Below are 17,927 nucleotides of genomic sequence, written 5' to 3'. Positions count from 1 at the left end.
GCCATATTTTCTATGCCCATCTGTTCGGCCAATTCGAGCAGTTCGGTAATCGGCTTTTGCTTAGTTCAGTCAGATTCATATAGGAATGACGTAATCATTTATGGAGGGGGGAAATTAAGCTTTTGGCTTAATGAGGCCGCGCCGCAGAGAAGGCGACAGGATCGCGTACTTATTCGAAAAGGAGTGCGTCGGCGACGGCTAGCAGGGGGCAGTGGAGAAACCAGTGCGGGGCCGAATGTACCACCTGAGTTTCGGAGCGTCTAGCCCTCAATAACGAAAAGGCCCCGCATTATGCGGGGCCTTTTCATGACGCTTTATAACAACGCTTAGATGTTGGCGTCGAGGAAAGCAGCCAGTTGCGACTTCGACAGCGCACCGACCTTGGTGGCTTCGACGTTGCCGTTCTTGAACAGCATCAGCGTCGGGATACCACGTACGCCGTGCTTGGCCGGGGTTTCCTGGTTTTCGTCGATGTTCAGCTTGGCGACGGTCAGCTTGCCAGCGTAGGTGCCAGCGATCTCGTCCAGAACCGGGGCGATCATTTTGCAAGGGCCGCACCACTCAGCCCAGTAGTCAACAAGCACAGGGCCAGCAGCCTTCAGTACTTCTTCTTCGAAGTTAGCGTCGGTGACGTGCTTGATAAGATCGCTGCTCATGGATGTCTCCGGGTTGTAAGCAATAAAAAACGTGGCCCATCATAGCCGCCCTTCCCGTGTTCAGGAAGCCGCAGATGATTGAGTCTCGCTATGGTGGCCCATGAGTTTGGGTATAGCTCAAGTCATGAGGTGGCGGGAGCGACGAAAGCAATTCCGGTACGCAGGGCGGCATTGCGCACATGCTCCTGCATGGCCTTCTGCGCGGCACCAGAGGCCCGACGAGCCAGCGCACGGAGGATTTTACGGTGTTCCTGCCAGGTTTCCATGGCCCGTTCGGCCCGGATGAACGGTAGCTTCTGGCTCTCCAGGAAGATGTCGGCGCTGGCCGTCAGAATGCTCAGCATCGCCTGATTGCCGCTGGCCAGGAGGATGCGCCGGTGAAACTCGAAGTCCAGTCGTGCCGCTGCATCGAAGTCGGCGGCACGCAATTCGGTGCGCATGGCGGCGACATTGTCTTCCAGGGCATCTAGCTCATCGGTGCTCAGGGTCACGGCCGCCAGCCCGGCGGCAAAACCTTCCAGCGCATAGCGCAACTGGAAGATGTCCAGCGGCGATGCCTGGGCCGCGAACGGCCAGCCCGGCGCCGCATCGCCCCGGGGCAGATCGACCGGTGACTGCACAAACACGCCCTTGCCCGGCTGGATACTGATCACGCCCAGTGCGCTCAGGGACGATAACGCCTCACGCAATGACGCTCGACTGACCCCCAATTGCACCGCCAGGTCCCGTTGCGAGGGCAAGGCATCCCCCGCCCCGAAACCTTGCTCGGTGATCAGTTTGCGGATGGCTTGCAGCGCCACTTCGGGTACGGCGCGGGAGATCGAGTTCATGGTTTTTTCAGACGAGCCAGGCCAATGAGCGGCTAGTTGTAAAGCTATTCGCGACGTCCGGCAAGTCGTGCCCCATGGGGGTTCGGGAATTTTCACGGGTGCGCCATCAGGGTGCGAAATGTCACTCAACTGTTCAGACCAGTAAGACCGAGCGACACCAGCAAAACCGTGGCCTGCGGCCCCCAAAAACCAATCTTGGCATGGCCCGTGCTCTGTCGATCCGCAGAAATCACTTCCCGCCGATCCGGAGATTTGCCATGACCATGCGTTACAGCGTCCTCCTCGCCACCCTGTTTGCCAGCTTGATGCTGAGCCAGGCACCCGCCCACGCCGACGGTCTGGAGGATGTGGTCAAGCGCGGCACCCTCAAAGTCGCCGTGCCCCAGGACTTCCCGCCGTTCGGTTCGGTCGGCCCGGACATGAAACCTCGCGGCCTCGATATCGACACCGCCAAACTGCTGGCCGACCAACTCAAGGTCAAACTCGAACTGACCCCGGTCAACAGCACCAACCGCATTCCGTTCCTGACCACCGGCAAAGTCGACCTGGTGATTTCCAGCCTCGGCAAGAACCCTGAGCGCGAGAAAGTCATCGACTTCTCCCGTGCCTACGCGCCGTTCTACCTCGCTGTATTCGGCCCGCCAGACGCCGCCATCAAGGGCCTGGACGATCTCAAGGGCAAAACCATCAGCGTCACCCGTGGTGCCATCGAAGACATCGAGCTGACCAAAGTCGCTCCCGAAGGCGCGACCATCAAACGCTTCGAAGACAACAACTCGACCATCGCCGCTTACCTCGCAGGGCAAGTCGACCTGATCGCCAGTGGCAACGTGGTGATGGTAGCGATCAGCGAAAAAAACCCGAAACGCGTGCCAGCCCTCAAGGTGAAGCTCAAGGACTCGCCGGTTTACGTTGGCGTGAACAAGAACGAGCCGGCGCTGCTGGGCAAGGTCAACGACATCCTCACCACGGCCAAGGCTGACGGTGCGCTGGAAAAGAACTCGCAAACCTGGCTGAAAGAGCCGCTGCCGGCCGATCTCTGATCGTTCGCGGAGACGACTTATGGCTTATCAGTTCGATTTCTTGCCGGTGGTGGAAAACACCGATCTGCTGCTGCGCGGTGCGCTGTTCACCCTTGAGTTGACGGCCATTGGCGCGGTGCTCGGGGTCGGTCTGGGTATCGTCGGGGCACTGGTGCGGGCGTGGAACATCCGCCCGTTCGCCGGCATTTTCGGGGTTTACGTCGAGTTGATCCGCAACACGCCATTCCTGGTGCAGTTGTTTTTCATCTTTTTCGGTTTGCCGTCGCTGGGCCTGCAGATTTCCGAATGGCAGGCGGCGGTGCTGGCGATGGTGATCAACCTTGGCGCCTATTCGACCGAGATCATCCGCGCCGGCATTCAAGCGATCCCCCGCGGGCAGCTGGAAGCCGCGGCCGCCCTGGCAATGACCCGCTTCGAAGCCTTCCGCCACGTGGTTCTGCTACCGGCGCTGGGCAAGGTCTGGCCGGCCCTGAGCAGCCAGATCATCATCGTCATGCTCGGCTCGGCGGTCTGTTCGCAGATCGCCACCGAAGAGCTGAGCTTCGCCGCCAACTTCATTCAATCGCGCAACTTCCGCGCCTTTGAAACCTATGCCCTGACCACACTGATCTACCTGTGCATGGCGCTGCTGATCCGCCAATTGCTGAACTGGATCGGCCGGCGCTACATAGCAAGGAGCTGCAGCCAATGAGCGATTTCACCTTCTGGGACATCCTGCGCAACCTGCTCACGGGCCTGCAATGGACCCTGGCATTGTCGCTGGTGGCGTTTATCGGCGGCGGGCTGATCGGATTGCTGATCATGGTGATGCGGATTTCAAAAAAATCCCTGCCCAGCCACTTCGCCCGCACCTACATCGAACTGTTCCAGGGCACGCCGCTATTGATGCAGCTGTTTCTGGTGTTCTTCGGTGTGGCGTTGGCCGGTGTGGAGATTTCGCCGTGGATGGCCGCGGCGATCGCCTTGACGCTGTTCACCAGCGCTTACCTGGCGGAGATCTGGCGCGGTTGTGTCGATTCGATTCCCAATGGCCAATGGGAAGCCTCGTCGAGCCTGGCGCTCAATCCGCTGGAGCAACTGCGTTACGTGATCCTGCCGCAAGCCCTGCGCATCGCCGTGGCGCCAACCGTGGGTTTCTCGGTGCAAGTGGTCAAAGGTACCGCCGTCACTTCGATCATAGGCTTCACCGAACTGACCAAGACCGGCGGCATGCTCGCCAACGCGACCTTCGAGCCCTTCATGGTCTACGGCCTGGTGGCGCTCGGTTACTTCCTGCTCTGCTACCCCTTGTCCCTCAGTGCGCGCTACCTGGAAAGGAGACTGCATGCCTCTGCTTAGAATTTCCGCCCTGCATAAGTATTACGGCGACCACCATGTGCTCAAAGGCATCGACCTGAGTGTCGACGAAGGCCAGGTGGTGGCGATCATCGGCCGTAGCGGCTCGGGCAAATCCACCTTGCTGCGCACCCTCAATGGTCTGGAGTCGATCAATGACGGCGTGATCGAAGTCGACGGCGAATACCTCGACGCCGCCCGCGCCGACCTGCGCAGCCTGCGGCAGAAAGTCGGGATGGTGTTCCAGCAGTTCAATCTGTTCCCGCACCTCACTGTGGGCGAAAACGTCATGCTCGCGCCGCAAGTAGTGCAGAAAGTGCCGAAAGCCAAAGCCGCCGAACTGGCGCGGCAGATGCTGGAACGGGTGGGGTTGGGGGAAAAATTCGATGCCTTCCCCGACCGACTGTCTGGCGGCCAGCAACAGCGGGTGGCGATTGCCCGGGCGCTGGCGATGTCGCCGAAGGTGCTGTTGTGCGATGAAATCACCTCGGCGCTGGACCCGGAACTGGTCAACGAAGTGCTGAGCGTGGTCCGGCAACTGGCCAAGGAGGGCATGACGCTGATCATGGTCACCCATGAAATGCGCTTTGCCCGCGAGGTTGGGGACAAATTGGTGTTCATGCACCATGGCAAGGTGCATGAGGTGGGGGATCCGAAGGTATTGTTTGCCAACCCGCAGACGGCGGAGCTGGCGAATTTTATCGGGACGGTTGAGGCGGCGGGCTGATAGATCTTCAGCTCCTGTTCGGACGTCTTCGCGGGCAAGCCTCGCTCCTACAGGGTTTTGCGCCGCACGCGGGTTTGTGGGCAACACAAATTCCTTGTAGGAGCGAGGCTTGCCCGCGAAGAGGCCCTCCGCAACGCCACGAATGCCACCCGCGGTAAAAGATCGCAGCCTTCGACAGCGCCTACGCGTTGGCGGCAGCGTTTGATCGTGGCAGGATGTCGAGGTTATCGACCGAGACCCCCTGACCATGCCGCAATCCCAAGCCAAGAATCTGTCCCTGATCGCCGCAATCGACCTGGGCTCCAACAGCTTTCACATGGTCGTGGCCAAGGCCCAGAACGGCGAAATCCGGATTCTCGAACGTCTCGGGGAGAAGGTTCAGCTGGCCGCCGGCATCGACGAAGAGCGCCAACTCAGCGAAGAATCCATGCAGCGCGGGCTCGATTGCCTGAAGCGTTTCGCCCAACTGATCAGCGGTATGCCGCCCGGCACCGTGCGAATCGTCGGCACCAACGCCCTGCGCGAAGCCCGTAACCGCGCCGAATTCATCCACCGCGCCGAAGAAATTCTTGGCCATCCGGTAGAAGTCATCTCTGGCCGTGAAGAAGCGCGCCTGATTTACCTCGGCGTCTCCCACACCCTCGCCGACACGCCGGGCAAGCGCCTGGTGGCCGACATCGGCGGCGGCAGTACCGAATTCATCATCGGCCAGCGCTTCGAGCCGCTGCTGCGCGAAAGCCTGCAAATGGGCTGCGTCAGCTATACCCAGCGCTACTTCAAGGATGGCAAGATCACCCCGGCCCGCTACGCCCAGGCGTACACCGCGGCGCGGCTGGAGATCATGAGCATCGAACACGCCCTGCACCGCCTGACCTGGGATGAAGCCATCGGCTCCTCGGGCACCATTCGCGCCATTGGCCTGGCGCTGAAGGCCGGCGGGCATGGCACTGGCGAAGTGAATGCCGAAGGCCTGGCCTGGCTCAAGCGCAAGCTGTTCAAACTCGGCGATGCCGAGAAAATCGATTTCGAAGGGATCAAGCCCGACCGCCGGGCGATTTTCCCCGCCGGGCTGGCGATTCTCGAAGCGATCTTCGACGCCCTCGAATTGCAACGCATGGACCACTGTGAAGGCGCCCTGCGCGAAGGCGTGCTCTATGACCTGTTGGGCCGTCATCATCATGAAGACGTGCGTGAGCGCACTCTCAGCTCGCTGATGGAGCGTTACCACGTTGATCTGGAACAAGCCGCACGGGTCGAACGCAAGGCGCTGCATGCCTTCGATCAAGTGGCCGAGGATTGGCAGCTGGATGACGGTGTCTGGCGCGAATTGCTGAGCTGGGCCGCCAAGGTCCATGAAGTGGGCCTGGACATTGCCCACTATCAGTACCACAAGCACGGCGCCTACCTGATCGAGCACTCGGACCTGGCCGGATTCTCCCGCGAAGATCAGCAAATGCTCGCGCTACTGGTACGTGGCCACCGACGCAACATTCCCAAGGACAAGTTCGCCGAATTCGGCGACGACGGCATCAAGCTGATTCGTCTGTGCGTGCTACTGCGTTTTGCGATTCTGTTCCATCACATCCGCGGTATCCAGGAAATGCCACAGGTCGTGCTGCACGCCAATGGCGACAGCCTGGACGTGTTGTTCCCGGAACACTGGCTGGACGACAACCAGTTGACCCAGGCCGACTTCGCCCTGGAAGCGGAATGGCTGACTCGCGTCAGCTTCGTCCTTAACGTTCGTTGAAATTGAAAAAGGCCTTCTTCGGAAGGCCTTTTTTTGTGCCCGCGATTCAGCAGACGATGCAAGCCCCATGTGGGAGCGGGCTTGCTCGCGAAGGCGGTGTGTCAGTCAACATCCATGCTGAATGTGCTGCCCCCTTCGCGAGCAAGCCCGCTCCCACAGGTTTTGCGCGTTAACGAACAGCCAGAATCGGGCTACCCAAACGCTCAAGCAAAGTTGCCTGGGCACTGCGCGGGTTCTGGTTGCCGGTCGGCGTGTTGCGGATGTAGCGACCGTCCGACTGCAGGCTCCAGCTGTGGGTGTTATCGGTGAGATAAAGCTCCAGCTCTTTCTTGACCCGCAAAATCAGCTTCTTGCCCTCGACCGGGAAGCAAGTCTCGACGCGCTTGTCGAGGTTGCGCTCCATCCAGTCGGCGCTAGACAGGAACATCTGCTCTTCGCCGCCGTTGAGGAAGTAGAAGACCCGGGTGTGTTCCAGGAAGCGACCGATGATCGAGCGCACATGGATGTTGTGGGAGACCCCGGCGATGCCCGGTCGCAGGCAGCACATGCCGCGCACCACCAGATCGATACGCACCCCGGACTGACTGGCCTTGTACAACGCGCGGATGACCTTCGGGTCGGTCAGCGAGTTGAACTTGGCGATGATGTGCGCCGGTTTGCCGTCGAGGGCGAATTGCGTCTCCCGGGCAATCATATCAAGCATGCCCTTCTTCAACGTGAACGGTGCGTGCAGCAGTTTCTTCATGCGCAGGGTCTTGCCCATACCGATCAGCTGGCTGAACAGTTTGCCGACGTCTTCGCACAAGGCATCGTCGGAGGTCAGCAGGCTGTAGTCGGTATACAGACGGGCGTTGGCCGCGTGATAGTTGCCGGTCCCCAAGTGGGCGTAGCGGACAATCTCGCCAGCCTCGCGACGCAAAATCAGCATCATCTTAGCGTGGGTCTTGAAACCAACCACGCCGTAAATCACCACCGCACCGGCCGCTTGCAGACGGCTGGCCAGTTGCAGGTTGGACTCTTCATCGAACCGCGCGCGCAATTCGATCACTGCCGTCACTTCCTTGCCGTTACGCGCAGCGTCCACCAGCGCATCGACGATCTCGGAGTTGGCGCCGCTTCGATACAACGTCTGGCGTACCGCCAACACATGCGGGTCTTTCGCTGCCTGACGCAGCAAGTCGACCACCGGGGTGAACGACTCGAACGGGTGCAGCAGCAGAATGTCCTGCTTGCTGATCACGCTGAAAATGTTCTCGCTGTTTTGCAGCAGTTTCGGGATCTGCGGGGTGAACGGGTTGTATTGCAGCTCCGGATGACTGTCCAGGCCAGTGATGCTGAACAGCCGGGTCAGGTTGACCGGGCCGTTGACCTGATACAACTCGGTCTCATGCAGGTTGAACTGCTTGAGCAGGTAGTCGGACAAGTGTTTCGGGCAGGTATCGGCAACTTCCAGCCGCACCGCGTCACCGTAGCGGCGGGAGAACAACTCGCCGCGCAGGGCGCGGGCCAGGTCTTCGACATCTTCGGTGTCGACCGCGAGGTCGGCGTTTCGGGTCAGGCGGAACTGGTAGCAGCCCTTGACCTTCATGCCCTGGAACAGGTCATCGGCGTGGGCGTGGATCATCGACGACAGGAACACATAGTTGTCGCCGGGACCGCCGACTTCTTCCGGCACCTTGATGATCCGAGGCAGTAGACGCGGCGCCGGGATAATCGCCAGACCGGAGTCGCGACCGAAGGCGTCGATGCCTTCGAGCTCGACGATGAAGTTCAGGCTCTTGTTCACCAGCAACGGAAACGGGTGCGTTGGGTCGAGGCCGATCGGAGTGATGATCGGGGCGATCTCGTCGCGGAAATAACGACGAACCCAGGTCTTGAGCTTGGTGGTCCAGTAACGGCGACGGATGAAGCGGACCTGATGTTTTTCCAGTTCCGGCAACAGAATGTCATTGAGGATCGCGTATTGGCGATCGACGTGGCCATGCACCAGTTCACTGATGCGAGCCAGGGCCTGGTGCGGTTGCAGGCCATCGGCGCCAGCCTGTTCGCGAGCGAAGGTGATCTGCTTCTTCAGGCCGGCCACACGAATCTCGAAGAACTCGTCCAGGTTGCTGGAGAAAATCAGCAGAAACTTCAGCCGCTCCAGCAATGGGTAGGACTCATCCAGCGCCTGTTCCAGCACGCGGATGTTGAACTGCAGTTGCGAGAGCTCACGATGGATGTACAGGCTGCTGTCATCCAGGCCGGGAATGGCAATCGCTGGCGCCGCAACAACGGGCTCGGCCACCACCGCGGCAGGAGCAGGCTCCAGCTCCGGCGGGGTTTCGGCGATTGGCTCCACCACAGGTTGAGCGTCTTTTACGGCAACTTCAGTGAGTCCTTCGGTATTCATCGAATGTTCCTGGGAGGGCTATTTTTGCTCTCGTAACAATTGAGCAGCACGGACGGCAAAGTAAGTCAGGATGCCATCAGCGCCTGCACGTTTAAAAGCGGTCAGGGATTCGAGGATAACCCCTTCGCTCAACCAGCCATTCTGGATCGCTGCCATGTGCATGGCGTATTCACCGCTGACCTGATAGACAAAGGTCGGCACTTTAAATTCTTCTTTAACCCGGTAAAGGATATCCAGATACGGCATGCCTGGCTTGACCATGACCATGTCCGCGCCTTCTGACAAGTCCGCCGCCACTTCGTGCAGGGCTTCGTTGCTGTTGGCCGGGTCCATCTGATAGGAGGCCTTGTTGGCCTTGCCCAGGTTCAGCGCCGAACCCACCGCATCGCGGAACGGGCCGTAATAGGCGCTGGCGTACTTGGCCGAATAAGCCATGATCCGCACGTTGACGTGATCGGCCAGCTCCAGCGCTTCGCGGATCGCCTGAATGCGACCGTCCATCATGTCCGAAGGCGCCACCACCTGAGCGCCGGCTTCGGCGTGGGACAGGGCCTGTTTAACCAGTGCGTCGACGGTAATGTCGTTCTGCACGTAGCCTTCTTCGTCGAGAATGCCGTCCTGACCGTGGGTGGTAAACGGGTCCAGGGCGACGTCGGTGATCACCCCCAACTCCGGGAACCGGTCACGCAGGGCTCGGGTGGCGCGCTGGGCGATGCCGTTGGGGTTCCAGGCTTCAGCGGCGTCCAGGGATTTGAGCTCCGGCGGCGTCACCGGGAACAATGCCAGGGCCGGAATCCCCAGCTCAACCCACTTGGCCGCTTCTTCCAGCAACAGGTCGATGGTCAGGCGCTCGACGCCCGGCATCGACGCCACCGCTTCGCGACGGTTTTCACCGTCCAGCACGAACACCGGCAGGATCAGGTCATCGACGGTCAGTACGTTTTCACGGACCAGTCGACGCGAGAAATCATCACGACGGTTGCGACGCAGGCGGGTTGCAGGAAACAAACGATTGGCGGGGGTAAAGCTCACGGCAGACTCCTGAGCCCGCGCTGGCGGGCGAGCGTGACAGTTATAAGCGGCCATTATGACGAACGGATGACAGTTGTGCTTCAGGAAGCCGCATTCCATTGTCCTTGTAGGAAATGTTCACGTCGAGACACATTTTGACACTTTCCTGAATGTGTCCGAGGGGTTAGGCTGCGCGTTCATTTCGCCAGCACCCAGACAATGCTCCAACAATTTCTTCAGGAATTCGGCTACTTCGCCCTCTTTCTCGGCACGTTCTTCGAAGGCGAAACCATCCTGGTGCTCGCGGGCTTCCTTGCGTTCCGTGGATACATGGACATCAAGGTGGTGATGCTCGTGGCATTCCTCGGCAGTTATGCCGGCGATCAGCTGTGGTATTTCCTGGGACGCAAGCACGGGCGCAAACTGCTGGCGCGCAAACCGCGCTGGCAACTGATGGGCGATCGGGCGCTGGAACATATCCGCAAGCACCCGGACATCTGGGTGCTGAGCTTCCGCTTTGTCTATGGACTGCGCACCGTGATGCCAGTGGCGATCGGTCTGTCGGGCTATCCGCCGGGACGTTATCTGCTGCTCAACGGGATTGGCGCAGCCATCTGGGCCGCCGCGCTGGCTTCCGCCGCCTATCATTTCGGCGCAGTGCTCGAAGGCATGCTGGGCAGCGTCAAGAAGTATGAGCTGTGGGTGCTGGGCGCCCTGCTGGTACTGGGCTTTTGCCTGTGGCTACGGCGGCGCTTCAAGAATGCCCGTCTGGCGAAGAAGATCTATGCCGACGAGCAAGCGTTGAAAGCCGAACAGGCCAAGTCCAGCGAACCTACGACGCCCATCGAGTGAAGCGGTTTCTACAACAGTAGAGACCGATCCCGCTGAGCAGGCTATAACTGAGCAGCCCCACCCAGCCCACCGCGTTGCCCATTACACTGTCCGGCCATAACCCGACCATTGGCGCCAGCCACACCAGCGGCAGGTTCGACGCCAGCCGCAACAACTCCAGCCTCAACGCCTGCGGGCGATTTTCCAGGGCCGCGCCCAGCACAAACAGCCCCAGTGTCACGGCGCCCCAGCCCAACACCAGGGCTGCGGTCGGCAGACTTTGCTCCAGGTTCATCAAGTAACTGCCCAAGGCGATGTAGGCGCAAAATTGCAGCGCCACATACCACTGTTGGCGCCCGTCCAGCGGCACCTCGAATTTGCGGAACTGGCTCAGGTCCGGTTTGTTCATCGGGTACTTGGCCGCCACATCCGCTGGTCGCCAACCGGTGCGCATGAACCAGATCCGCAGCTTGTCCCACCCGTTTTCGGCACGCCGCGCGTCATCCCACAGCTGCGCATAGAACTGCACGTTCGCCCACAACGGATTCCAGCTCGCCAGCGGTGTGGTCACGCCGAAAATCACCGGCTCGTTATCGTCCTCTTCCTGGAACGAGCCAAATAGACGGTCCCAAATAATGAACACCCCGCCGTAGTTGCGATCCATGTAAAGAGCGTTCTGTGCATGGTGAGCCCGATGATTGGACGGCGTGACGAAGACCCATTCGAACCAGCCGAGCTTGGGAATGTGCCGGGTATGCACCCAGAATTGGTACAGCAGATTCAGCGCCGCAACGCTGACGAACACCACGAGTGGAACGCCGAGCACGGCCATGGGCAGGTAGAAAATCCAGCTCAACACAAACCCGGTGCTTGTCTGGCGCAAGGCCGTGGAGAGGTTGTAGTCCTCGCTCTGGTGATGCACCGAGTGGGCGGCCCAGAGGATATTGCGCTCGTGGCCCATGCGGTGCAGCCAGTAGTAGCAGAAGTCGTAGAAGACGAAAGCAAACACCCAGACCCAGATGCTGTCGGCCGAGAGTTCGATCACGGCCAGGTGCTTCAGGGCGAAGGCATAAGTCACCAGACCGACGCCTTTGGTCAACAGACCCGTGGTGGTCGACAGTACGCCGGTGCTGATGCTGTTGATCGCGTCTGCCACGCGGTAATTGCTCACCCCGCGCCAACGGTCGGCCAGCAACTCGACCGCAATCAGCACAAAGAAAAACGGCACCGCATACAGAATGAAGTCCATGACGCGCCCTGATCAGAATCGTTCAGCAGAGATTAGGTGGAGCCGCGTATTAACCCTATGGCAACGAGTGACAAATTAGTGGACATTTAACGCCATGAATCTGGAGAAAAGCCCATGAGCAAAAAAATTGCAGTGATCCTTTCCGGCTGCGGCGTGTACGACGGCGCCGAAATCCACGAAAGCGTGATCACCCTGCTGCGGCTGGACCAGCGCGGCGCCCAGGTGCAGTGTTTCGCACCCAATATCGCGCAGTTGCATGTGATCAACCACCTGACCGGCGAAGAAATGCCCGAGGCACGCAACGTGCTGGTGGAATCGGCACGGATCGCCCGGGGCAACATCAAGGATATCCGTGAAGCCAGCGTCGAAGACTTCGATGCGCTGATCGTTCCCGGCGGATTCGGATCGGCCAAAAATCTGTCGACCTTTGCCGTCGAAGGTGCCGGATGCAGCGTTCAGCCTGACGTCCTGGCGTTGACCGAAGCGTTCGCCGAGGCCGGCAAGCCGGTGGGGCTGATCTGCATCTCGCCGGCCCTGGCGGCCAAGATCTACGGCCCGGGCGTGACCTGCACCATCGGCAACGATGCCGATACCGCCGCCGCGATGAACAAAATGGGCGCCACCCATGCCGAGTGCGCGGTGACCGACATCGTCGAAGACAAGGCGCGCAAGCTGGTGAGCACTCCGGCGTACATGCTGGCGCAATCGATCAGCGAGGCCGCTTCCGGCATCAACAAACTGGTCGACCGCGTGCTGGAACTGACCCACGAAAACGACGACTGACACAGTTCAATGTGGGTGCGGGCTTGCTCGCGAGGACTGACTGACATTCAACATTGATGTTGGCTGGTACACCGCTTTCGCGAGCAAGCCCGCTCCCACAGGGTTCAATGCATGGCTCAAGACTTGCGCGACAACCGCGTAAGTATCCGGTCCAGCGCATTGGCGAATGCCTGCTTCTCGCGCTCGCCAAACGGCGCCGGCCCGCCGCTCATCTGGCCCTGCTCGCGCAGATCGGTGAACAGGTTACGCACCGCCAGCCGATCGCCCATGTTCTGCGCATCGAACTCCTTGCCCCGCGGATCCAGCGCCGCCACGCCTTTCTTCACCAACCGGTCCGCAAGCGGCACATCGCTGCAAATTACCAGCTCACCCGGCGCGGCGTGTTCCACCAGGTAATCGTCGGCGGCATCCGGGCCGCTGGGTACTACGATCAACTTCACCAGCGCCAGGCCCGGTTTGATCTGCGGCTGGCCGGCCACCAGCACCACTTCGAACTGGCGCTTGAGGGCGAACTTCACCACCAGATCCTTGGCTGCCCGAGGGCAGGCGTCGGCATCGATCCACACGCGCATTGTTTGTACCTATTCTAAAAAGCTTCGCGGGCAAGCCTCGCTCCTACGGATTTATATCGTTCGCGGAATATGCGCACGACACGGACCTGTAGGAGCGAGGCTTGCCCGCGATTATGAGCGCAGCGAATGCTTTAAGAAACCGACACCCGCCGCTTCTCGGCCATCCGGCTACGGCTGTACAACACGATGATCGCAATGATCGCCACGGCCTGAGCACTCAGCGAATACGCATCAGCGTGGATCCCCAGCCAGTCGAAGTCAAAGAACGGCACCGGCCGCGTGCCGAAGATCCCGGCTTCCTGCAACGCCTTCACGCCATGGCCGGCAAACACCACTGACAATGCGCACAACAACCCGGCATTGATGCCGAAGAACAACGCCAGCGGCAGTTTCGCCGAGCCGCGCAGAATCACCCAGGCCAGGCCGATCAGCAATACCAGCGCCGTCGCCCCGCCCGCCATTACGGCGTTGTGTCCTGCCGGCCCGGCCTGCAACCACAGGGTTTCGTAAAACAGGATCACTTCGAACAGCTCGCGATACACCGAGAAGAACGCCAGAATCGCAAAGCCGAAACGCCCGCCACCGCTCACCAGGCTGCTCTTGATGTAATCCTGCCAGGCCGCTGCGTGGCGACGGTCATGCATCCACACGCCGAGCCAGAGCACCATGACACTGGCAAACAACGCCGTCGCGCCTTCCAGCAGTTCACGCTGGGCGCCGCTGACGTCGATCACATAAGCCGCAACCGCCCAGGTCGCCAGCCCGGCCAGCAGTGCCAGGCCCCAACCGATGTTGACGCTGCGTACCGCCGATTGCTGACCGGTATTGCGCAGGAATGCGAGGATCGCCGCGAGCACCAGAATCGCTTCCAGACCTTCACGCAGCAGAATCAACAGACCGGAAATGTAGCTCAGCGACCAGCTCAAGCCATCACTGCCCAGCAGGCCAGCGGACTCTTTCAACTTGGCTTTGGCCGCTTCCAGGCGCTGCTCGGCCTGGGCCACCGGCAAGCCGTCCTGCAACGACTGACGGTACGCCATCAGGGATTTTTCGGTGTCTTTGCGCACGTTGGCGTCGACGTTGTCCAGAGAGCTTTCGACCAGCTCGAAGCCTTCCAGGTACGCCGCTACCGACAAGTCATAAGCCTGATCGTGATCGCCGGCGCGGTAGGCTGCGATGCTCTTGTCCAGGGTGGCCGCCGTGTAATCAAGCAACTGCCCCGGACCACGCTTGACCTGGGGCGGTTGCGCACGTTGCGCTCGGAAAGTGGCGGCCGCTTGCGGACCTTCAGCGGCCTGCACTTCGGCTGGCGTCTGACGTGCCAGGTCGGCGATGTTGTAGGTTTTCTCGGATTTGGCCGCAGCCGGATCGGCGCTGAAGCTGGCGATATAGGTCGCCAGGTCCCAACGTTGACGATCATCCAACTGATCGGCGAAGGCCGGCATGTCGGTGCCTTCAACCCCCATGCCCAGCGTGTTGTAGATCGCATAGAGGCTCAGACGGTCCAGTCGCACGGCATCGCGCAGATTGGCCGGCGGTGGCGTCATGCCGACACCCGCCGGACCGTCACCGGCGCCCGCATCGCCATGGCACACCGAGCATTGCTGGGTATACAGCGGCGCGCCGCGAGTCGGGTCTGGAGTGATAACCGGGGCCTGGCTGACCTCATAGGTCACCGCCAGTTTTGCCCCCAGCTGCCGCGCCTGACGGGCAACATCCGCGCCATCCTTGCGAGCGGCGATCGCAGCGCCAAGGCTGTCGACGCCCTGCTCCAGCTCTGCGCGTTCGGGTTTGGCCGGTAAATCGGCGATCAAACCTTGCAGCACCTTGAGGAATTCCTGCTGTTCGCGGTATTCAGACTCATCGATGACCTTGCCTGCCTCGACCGTCGCCGGATAATCGGCGCCAATGTAATCGAGCAAATGCAGGGCCTTGGGCGCACCTTCTGCGGTTTCGGCCAGCGCATTGAAGCTGCAGAACGCGATCATCGGCAGCACGAGCCACGCCAGAAAACGAGAGGAGGCAGTCATGAATAACTCTCAAATGGAAATACGAAGTAACACATTGTTCACTTCCAATCAGTTTCGCTCAAGCTTTGTTGGAATTTCCTGGGAAAACACTGCGGTGCCCGGTCTGAAATAAGTAATGGCACTTTGTGAAAAGATGCGATTAAAAAGCCATTACATGGCCAGCATCCCTGTTTATAATGCCGCGCCGTCGTTATTGCGATATGGCATTTAAGCTCCTCTTTTTATGAGGAATTGGCAGGAGGCCAACAGCCCTGCCGATGGGTCCCAACAGCCCGACCAGCACGCGGCTGCTTAAATTCAGGGAAGACGTACCCCTTATGGCATTCCGTGCCCCCACCTTGATCGCGCTCAGCGCTGTCACGTTGCTTTCCGGCTGCTCGGCCTTTCGTAACTACGATTCGGAACTTGCACAAACCAACCAGCAACTGGCCTCCGGCAACGTCGACGCCGCCTTGACCCTGCTGGAAAAGAACAACACCAGCAAAGACAAAGACCTGCTCTATTACTTCGAGAAGGGCGAACTGCTGCGCGCCAAGGGCGACTTGTCCGGCAGCCAGAACGCCTGGACCAGCGCCGATCAGGTGGTGGGAAAGTGGGAAGACGCGGTCAAGCTCGACACCGACAAGTACCTGGCTCAATTCGGCAGCTTCCTGGTCAACGACAAGGTTCGTCGCTACGAAGGCTACGACTACGAAAAAGTCATGCTGACCACGCAGATGGCCCTCAACCTGCTGGCGGTGAATGACTTCGATGGCGCGCGCACCGCGATCAAGAAGACTCACGAACGTGAAGCGGTGATTGCCGACCTGCGTGACAAGGAATACCTCAAGAGCGAAGAGCAAGCCGAGAAAGAAGGCGTCAAAACCCAGTACAAGGATCTTCAGGGTTACCCGGTGGCGAGCCTCGACGCGCCGGAAGTGGTCAGCCTGAAAAACAGCTACCAGAGTGCGTTCGGCCATTATCTGGCCGGCTTCGTCTACGAAGCCCTGGGCGAGAAAGATCTGGCGGCACCAGGTTATCGCAAGGCCGCCGAGCTGCGTCCGAACACGCCACTGCTGGAGCAGGCGCTGGTGAATCTCGATAAACCTGCCAAGAACGAGGACAGCGACATCCTGATCGTGGTGCAAAGCGGTCTCGCACCGTCCCGCGACTCGATCCGCATTCCGCTGCCATTGCCTATCAGCAATAACGTGGTGATTACTCCGCTGTCGTTCCCGATCATCAAGCCGGATACCTCCACCGCCGTGTTCGCCCAAATCGGCGTGGACGGTCAGCAGTTGGACCTGACGCAACTCAACAGCACCACTGCCATGTCCCGGCGCGCGCTGCGTGATGACATGCCAGGCATCATTCTGCGCACCACCGTGCGGGCGATCACCCGTGGTGTGGCACAGAAGCAGATCAATGAAACCAACCCGCTGGCGGGTCTTGCAGTCGGCATCACTTCAGCTGTACTCGAAGGCGCCGATACCCGTACGTGGCGCACGCTGCCGGACAACACTCAGGTAGTGCGTCTGCGTTTGAAGAAAGGCGAGCACAGCGTCACGCTGCCGAGCGCCGTGGGCGGTTCGGTGGTCAAGGTCACCGTCGATCAGCGCTTTCAGGTCATCACCCTGCGCGCCGTGGGCAATCAAGTATTCGCCAGCGGCGTGGCTGCGCACGTGATCCCGAGCGCCAACCCGACCGCCGTGGCCAGCCTCAAACAACCTTAAGAACGGAGTCTTTGCATGCGTTTCAAATTCATCGCTGTCGTCGCCCTGGCCTTGCTGGCCGGCTGCGCCACCCCGCCACCGCCAGAGCCAGGGAGCGCGGCCAGCAAGGTCGTGGCCATGGGCAAGCTCAAGAACATCGTGGTCGGCGCCATGCGCGTGGCCCGGGAAAACGGCTTCATGACGGTCAATGCGCAGCTGAGCAACACCAGCTACAACAACAAGACCTTCTACTACCGTTTTGCCTGGCTCGGCCCTGAAGGTTTCCCGGTTGCCGAAGAGGAAACCTGGAAAAGCCAGATGATGTACGGCGAGCAGACCAGTTTCATTCAGGCGATTGCGCCAACCGCCAAAGCCGTGGATTTCCGTCTCGAAATCAAAACGCCTTAAGCCCGACACCCTATTCGTTCAGTTTTAGAGAGCATTCCCATGTTTGCACGCTTTTCGTTCATCGCCGTCATCGCCCTCCTGGCCAGCGGTTGCGCCAACACTTCGCCAACGCTTGGCAGCAAAAACATCAGCTACGGTGACACCAAGGCCGTGGAAACCGTGACCAACGAGTTCGGTTCCACCGACCTGCAGATGATCGCTGAATCCATGACCCGCTCCCTGGCCCAGTCCGGCATCCTGCAAGGCCGTCCGGTGGTTCAGGTCTACGACGTGAAGAACAAGACCAGCGAGTACATCGATACCCGGGAAATCACCACCAGCATCAAGACCCAACTGATGAAGTCCGGCACTGCCCGCTTCGCCAGCGACAACACCGCCATGCAAAGCCAGGTTGACCAGCTCAAGCTGCAAAACCAGAGCGGTTTGTACAAGAAAAGTACCGTGGCCAAGACCGGCAACATGATCGCCGCCCAATACCGTCTTGAAGGTTCGATCAGCTCGATCGTCAAGCGCAGTAGCGATTACAAGGACGTCTTCTACAAATTCAGCCTGCAATTGATCGACGTTGAAAGCGGTCTGGCCGAGTGGATGGACGAAAAAGAGATCCGCAAAACCACGG

General features: G+C 60.0%; 17 protein-coding genes and 1 pseudogene. 10 read left to right on the top strand and 8 right to left on the bottom strand.

Annotated elements, in window-relative coordinates; all coding sequences use genetic code 11:
- The 3 genes and pseudogenes from ACIPLA_RS26880 to ACIPLA_RS26870 form a co-directional block, all read right to left on the bottom strand.
- A pseudogene (locus ACIPLA_RS26880) lies at positions 1-79 on the bottom strand (Rho termination factor N-terminal domain-containing protein); the annotation flags it as partial.
- Positions 80-326: 247 nt separating this feature from the next.
- Positions 327-656 carry a thioredoxin TrxA gene (gene trxA / locus ACIPLA_RS26875; RefSeq protein ID WP_007899382.1) on the bottom strand — a complete coding sequence of 110 codons (330 nt, stop codon included), beginning with the start codon at positions 654-656 and terminating at the stop codon, positions 327-329.
- Between the two features lie 122 nt (positions 657-778).
- Complete coding sequence (locus tag ACIPLA_RS26870) at positions 779-1,486, bottom strand: FadR/GntR family transcriptional regulator (protein WP_123500422.1); 708 nt, start codon at positions 1,484-1,486, stop codon at positions 779-781.
- 257 nt (positions 1,487-1,743) lie between these two features.
- Here ACIPLA_RS26870 and ACIPLA_RS26865 point away from each other — a divergent pair, with 257 nt between their 5' ends.
- The 5 genes from ACIPLA_RS26865 to ppx all read left to right on the top strand — a co-directional run bounded on the left by ACIPLA_RS26865 (position 1,744) and on the right by ppx (position 6,341).
- Entirely contained in the window at positions 1,744-2,529 is a 786-nt protein-coding gene (locus ACIPLA_RS26865) for a transporter substrate-binding domain-containing protein (RefSeq protein ID WP_123500424.1), read from the top strand.
- A 19-nt stretch (positions 2,530-2,548) separates the two neighbouring features.
- The gene (locus tag ACIPLA_RS26860) at positions 2,549-3,220 is read left to right on the top strand and encodes an amino acid ABC transporter permease (RefSeq protein ID WP_401177377.1); all 672 of its coding nucleotides are present in this window, start codon (positions 2,549-2,551) and stop codon (positions 3,218-3,220) included.
- Positions 3,217-3,867 carry an amino acid ABC transporter permease gene (locus ACIPLA_RS26855; RefSeq protein WP_007899375.1) on the top strand — a complete coding sequence of 217 codons (651 nt, stop codon included), beginning with the start codon at positions 3,217-3,219 and terminating at the stop codon, positions 3,865-3,867. Before ACIPLA_RS26860 ends, ACIPLA_RS26855 begins: the two co-directional genes overlap by 4 nt.
- On the top strand, positions 3,854-4,591 hold the full coding sequence (locus ACIPLA_RS26850; RefSeq protein ID WP_008076079.1) for an amino acid ABC transporter ATP-binding protein: 738 nt from the start codon (positions 3,854-3,856) through the stop codon (positions 4,589-4,591). Before ACIPLA_RS26855 ends, ACIPLA_RS26850 begins: the two co-directional genes overlap by 14 nt.
- A 247-nt stretch (positions 4,592-4,838) precedes the next feature.
- Positions 4,839-6,341, top strand: coding sequence for an exopolyphosphatase (gene ppx, locus ACIPLA_RS26845; RefSeq protein ID WP_123500426.1), 1,503 nt, complete (start codon positions 4,839-4,841; stop codon positions 6,339-6,341).
- Positions 6,342-6,510: 169 nt separating this feature from the next.
- Here ppx and ppk1 read toward each other — a convergent pair whose 3' ends face one another.
- Both ppk1 and hemB read right to left on the bottom strand, forming a co-directional pair.
- Entirely contained in the window at positions 6,511-8,733 is a 2,223-nt protein-coding gene (gene ppk1, locus ACIPLA_RS26840) for a polyphosphate kinase 1 (RefSeq protein WP_192344993.1), read from the bottom strand.
- A gap of 18 nt (positions 8,734-8,751) precedes the next feature.
- Entirely contained in the window at positions 8,752-9,765 is a 1,014-nt protein-coding gene (gene hemB / locus ACIPLA_RS26835; RefSeq protein WP_007899362.1) for a porphobilinogen synthase, read from the bottom strand.
- 198 nt (positions 9,766-9,963) lie between these two features.
- Between hemB and ACIPLA_RS26830 the strand changes: the two genes are divergently transcribed.
- A complete protein-coding gene (locus tag ACIPLA_RS26830; RefSeq protein ID WP_008076083.1) occupies positions 9,964-10,596 on the top strand; it encodes a DedA family protein in 633 nt (210 codons plus the stop codon).
- On the opposite strand, the gene ACIPLA_RS26825 is transcribed toward ACIPLA_RS26830, so the two are convergent.
- Positions 10,577-11,824, bottom strand: coding sequence for a sterol desaturase family protein (locus ACIPLA_RS26825; RefSeq protein WP_401177370.1), 1,248 nt, complete (start codon positions 11,822-11,824; stop codon positions 10,577-10,579). The two genes, ACIPLA_RS26830 and ACIPLA_RS26825, sit on opposite strands and share 20 nt — an antisense overlap.
- A gap of 114 nt (positions 11,825-11,938) precedes the next feature.
- Here ACIPLA_RS26825 and elbB point away from each other — a divergent pair, with 114 nt between their 5' ends.
- A complete protein-coding gene (gene elbB / locus ACIPLA_RS26820; RefSeq protein WP_401177367.1) occupies positions 11,939-12,607 on the top strand; it encodes an isoprenoid biosynthesis glyoxalase ElbB in 669 nt (222 codons plus the stop codon).
- A gap of 116 nt (positions 12,608-12,723) precedes the next feature.
- Here the strand turns inward: elbB and ACIPLA_RS26815 are convergent, their stop codons facing one another.
- Both ACIPLA_RS26815 and ACIPLA_RS26810 read right to left on the bottom strand, forming a co-directional pair.
- Positions 12,724-13,179 (bottom strand): YaiI/YqxD family protein, encoded by a 456-nt coding sequence (locus ACIPLA_RS26815; protein WP_063342179.1) that lies wholly within the window; start codon positions 13,177-13,179, stop codon positions 12,724-12,726.
- A gap of 131 nt (positions 13,180-13,310) precedes the next feature.
- Positions 13,311-15,209, bottom strand: a complete 1,899-nt coding sequence (locus tag ACIPLA_RS26810) for an FTR1 family protein (protein ID WP_401177363.1) — start codon at positions 15,207-15,209, stop codon at positions 13,311-13,313.
- Positions 15,210-15,526: 317 nt separating this feature from the next.
- On the opposite strand from ACIPLA_RS26810, the gene ACIPLA_RS26805 reads away from it, so the two are divergent.
- From ACIPLA_RS26805 to lpoB, 3 genes are all read left to right on the top strand, one after another.
- Entirely contained in the window at positions 15,527-16,921 is a 1,395-nt protein-coding gene (locus ACIPLA_RS26805; RefSeq protein WP_401177360.1) for a COG3014 family protein, read from the top strand.
- Between the two features lie 15 nt (positions 16,922-16,936).
- Entirely contained in the window at positions 16,937-17,308 is a 372-nt protein-coding gene (locus ACIPLA_RS26800) for a YcfL family protein (protein ID WP_007899347.1), read from the top strand.
- Positions 17,309-17,347: 39 nt separating this feature from the next.
- The coding region (gene lpoB, locus ACIPLA_RS26795) for a penicillin-binding protein activator LpoB (protein WP_401177356.1) at positions 17,348-17,927 on the top strand (580 nt) is incomplete at its 3' end.

The organism is Pseudomonas sp. NPDC086112, from assembly GCF_044746425.1.
Classification (GTDB): domain Bacteria; phylum Pseudomonadota; class Gammaproteobacteria; order Pseudomonadales; family Pseudomonadaceae; genus Aquipseudomonas.
Note: the sequence above shows the minus strand (reverse complement) of the source record. Positions and strands in the feature narration are given on the sequence as shown.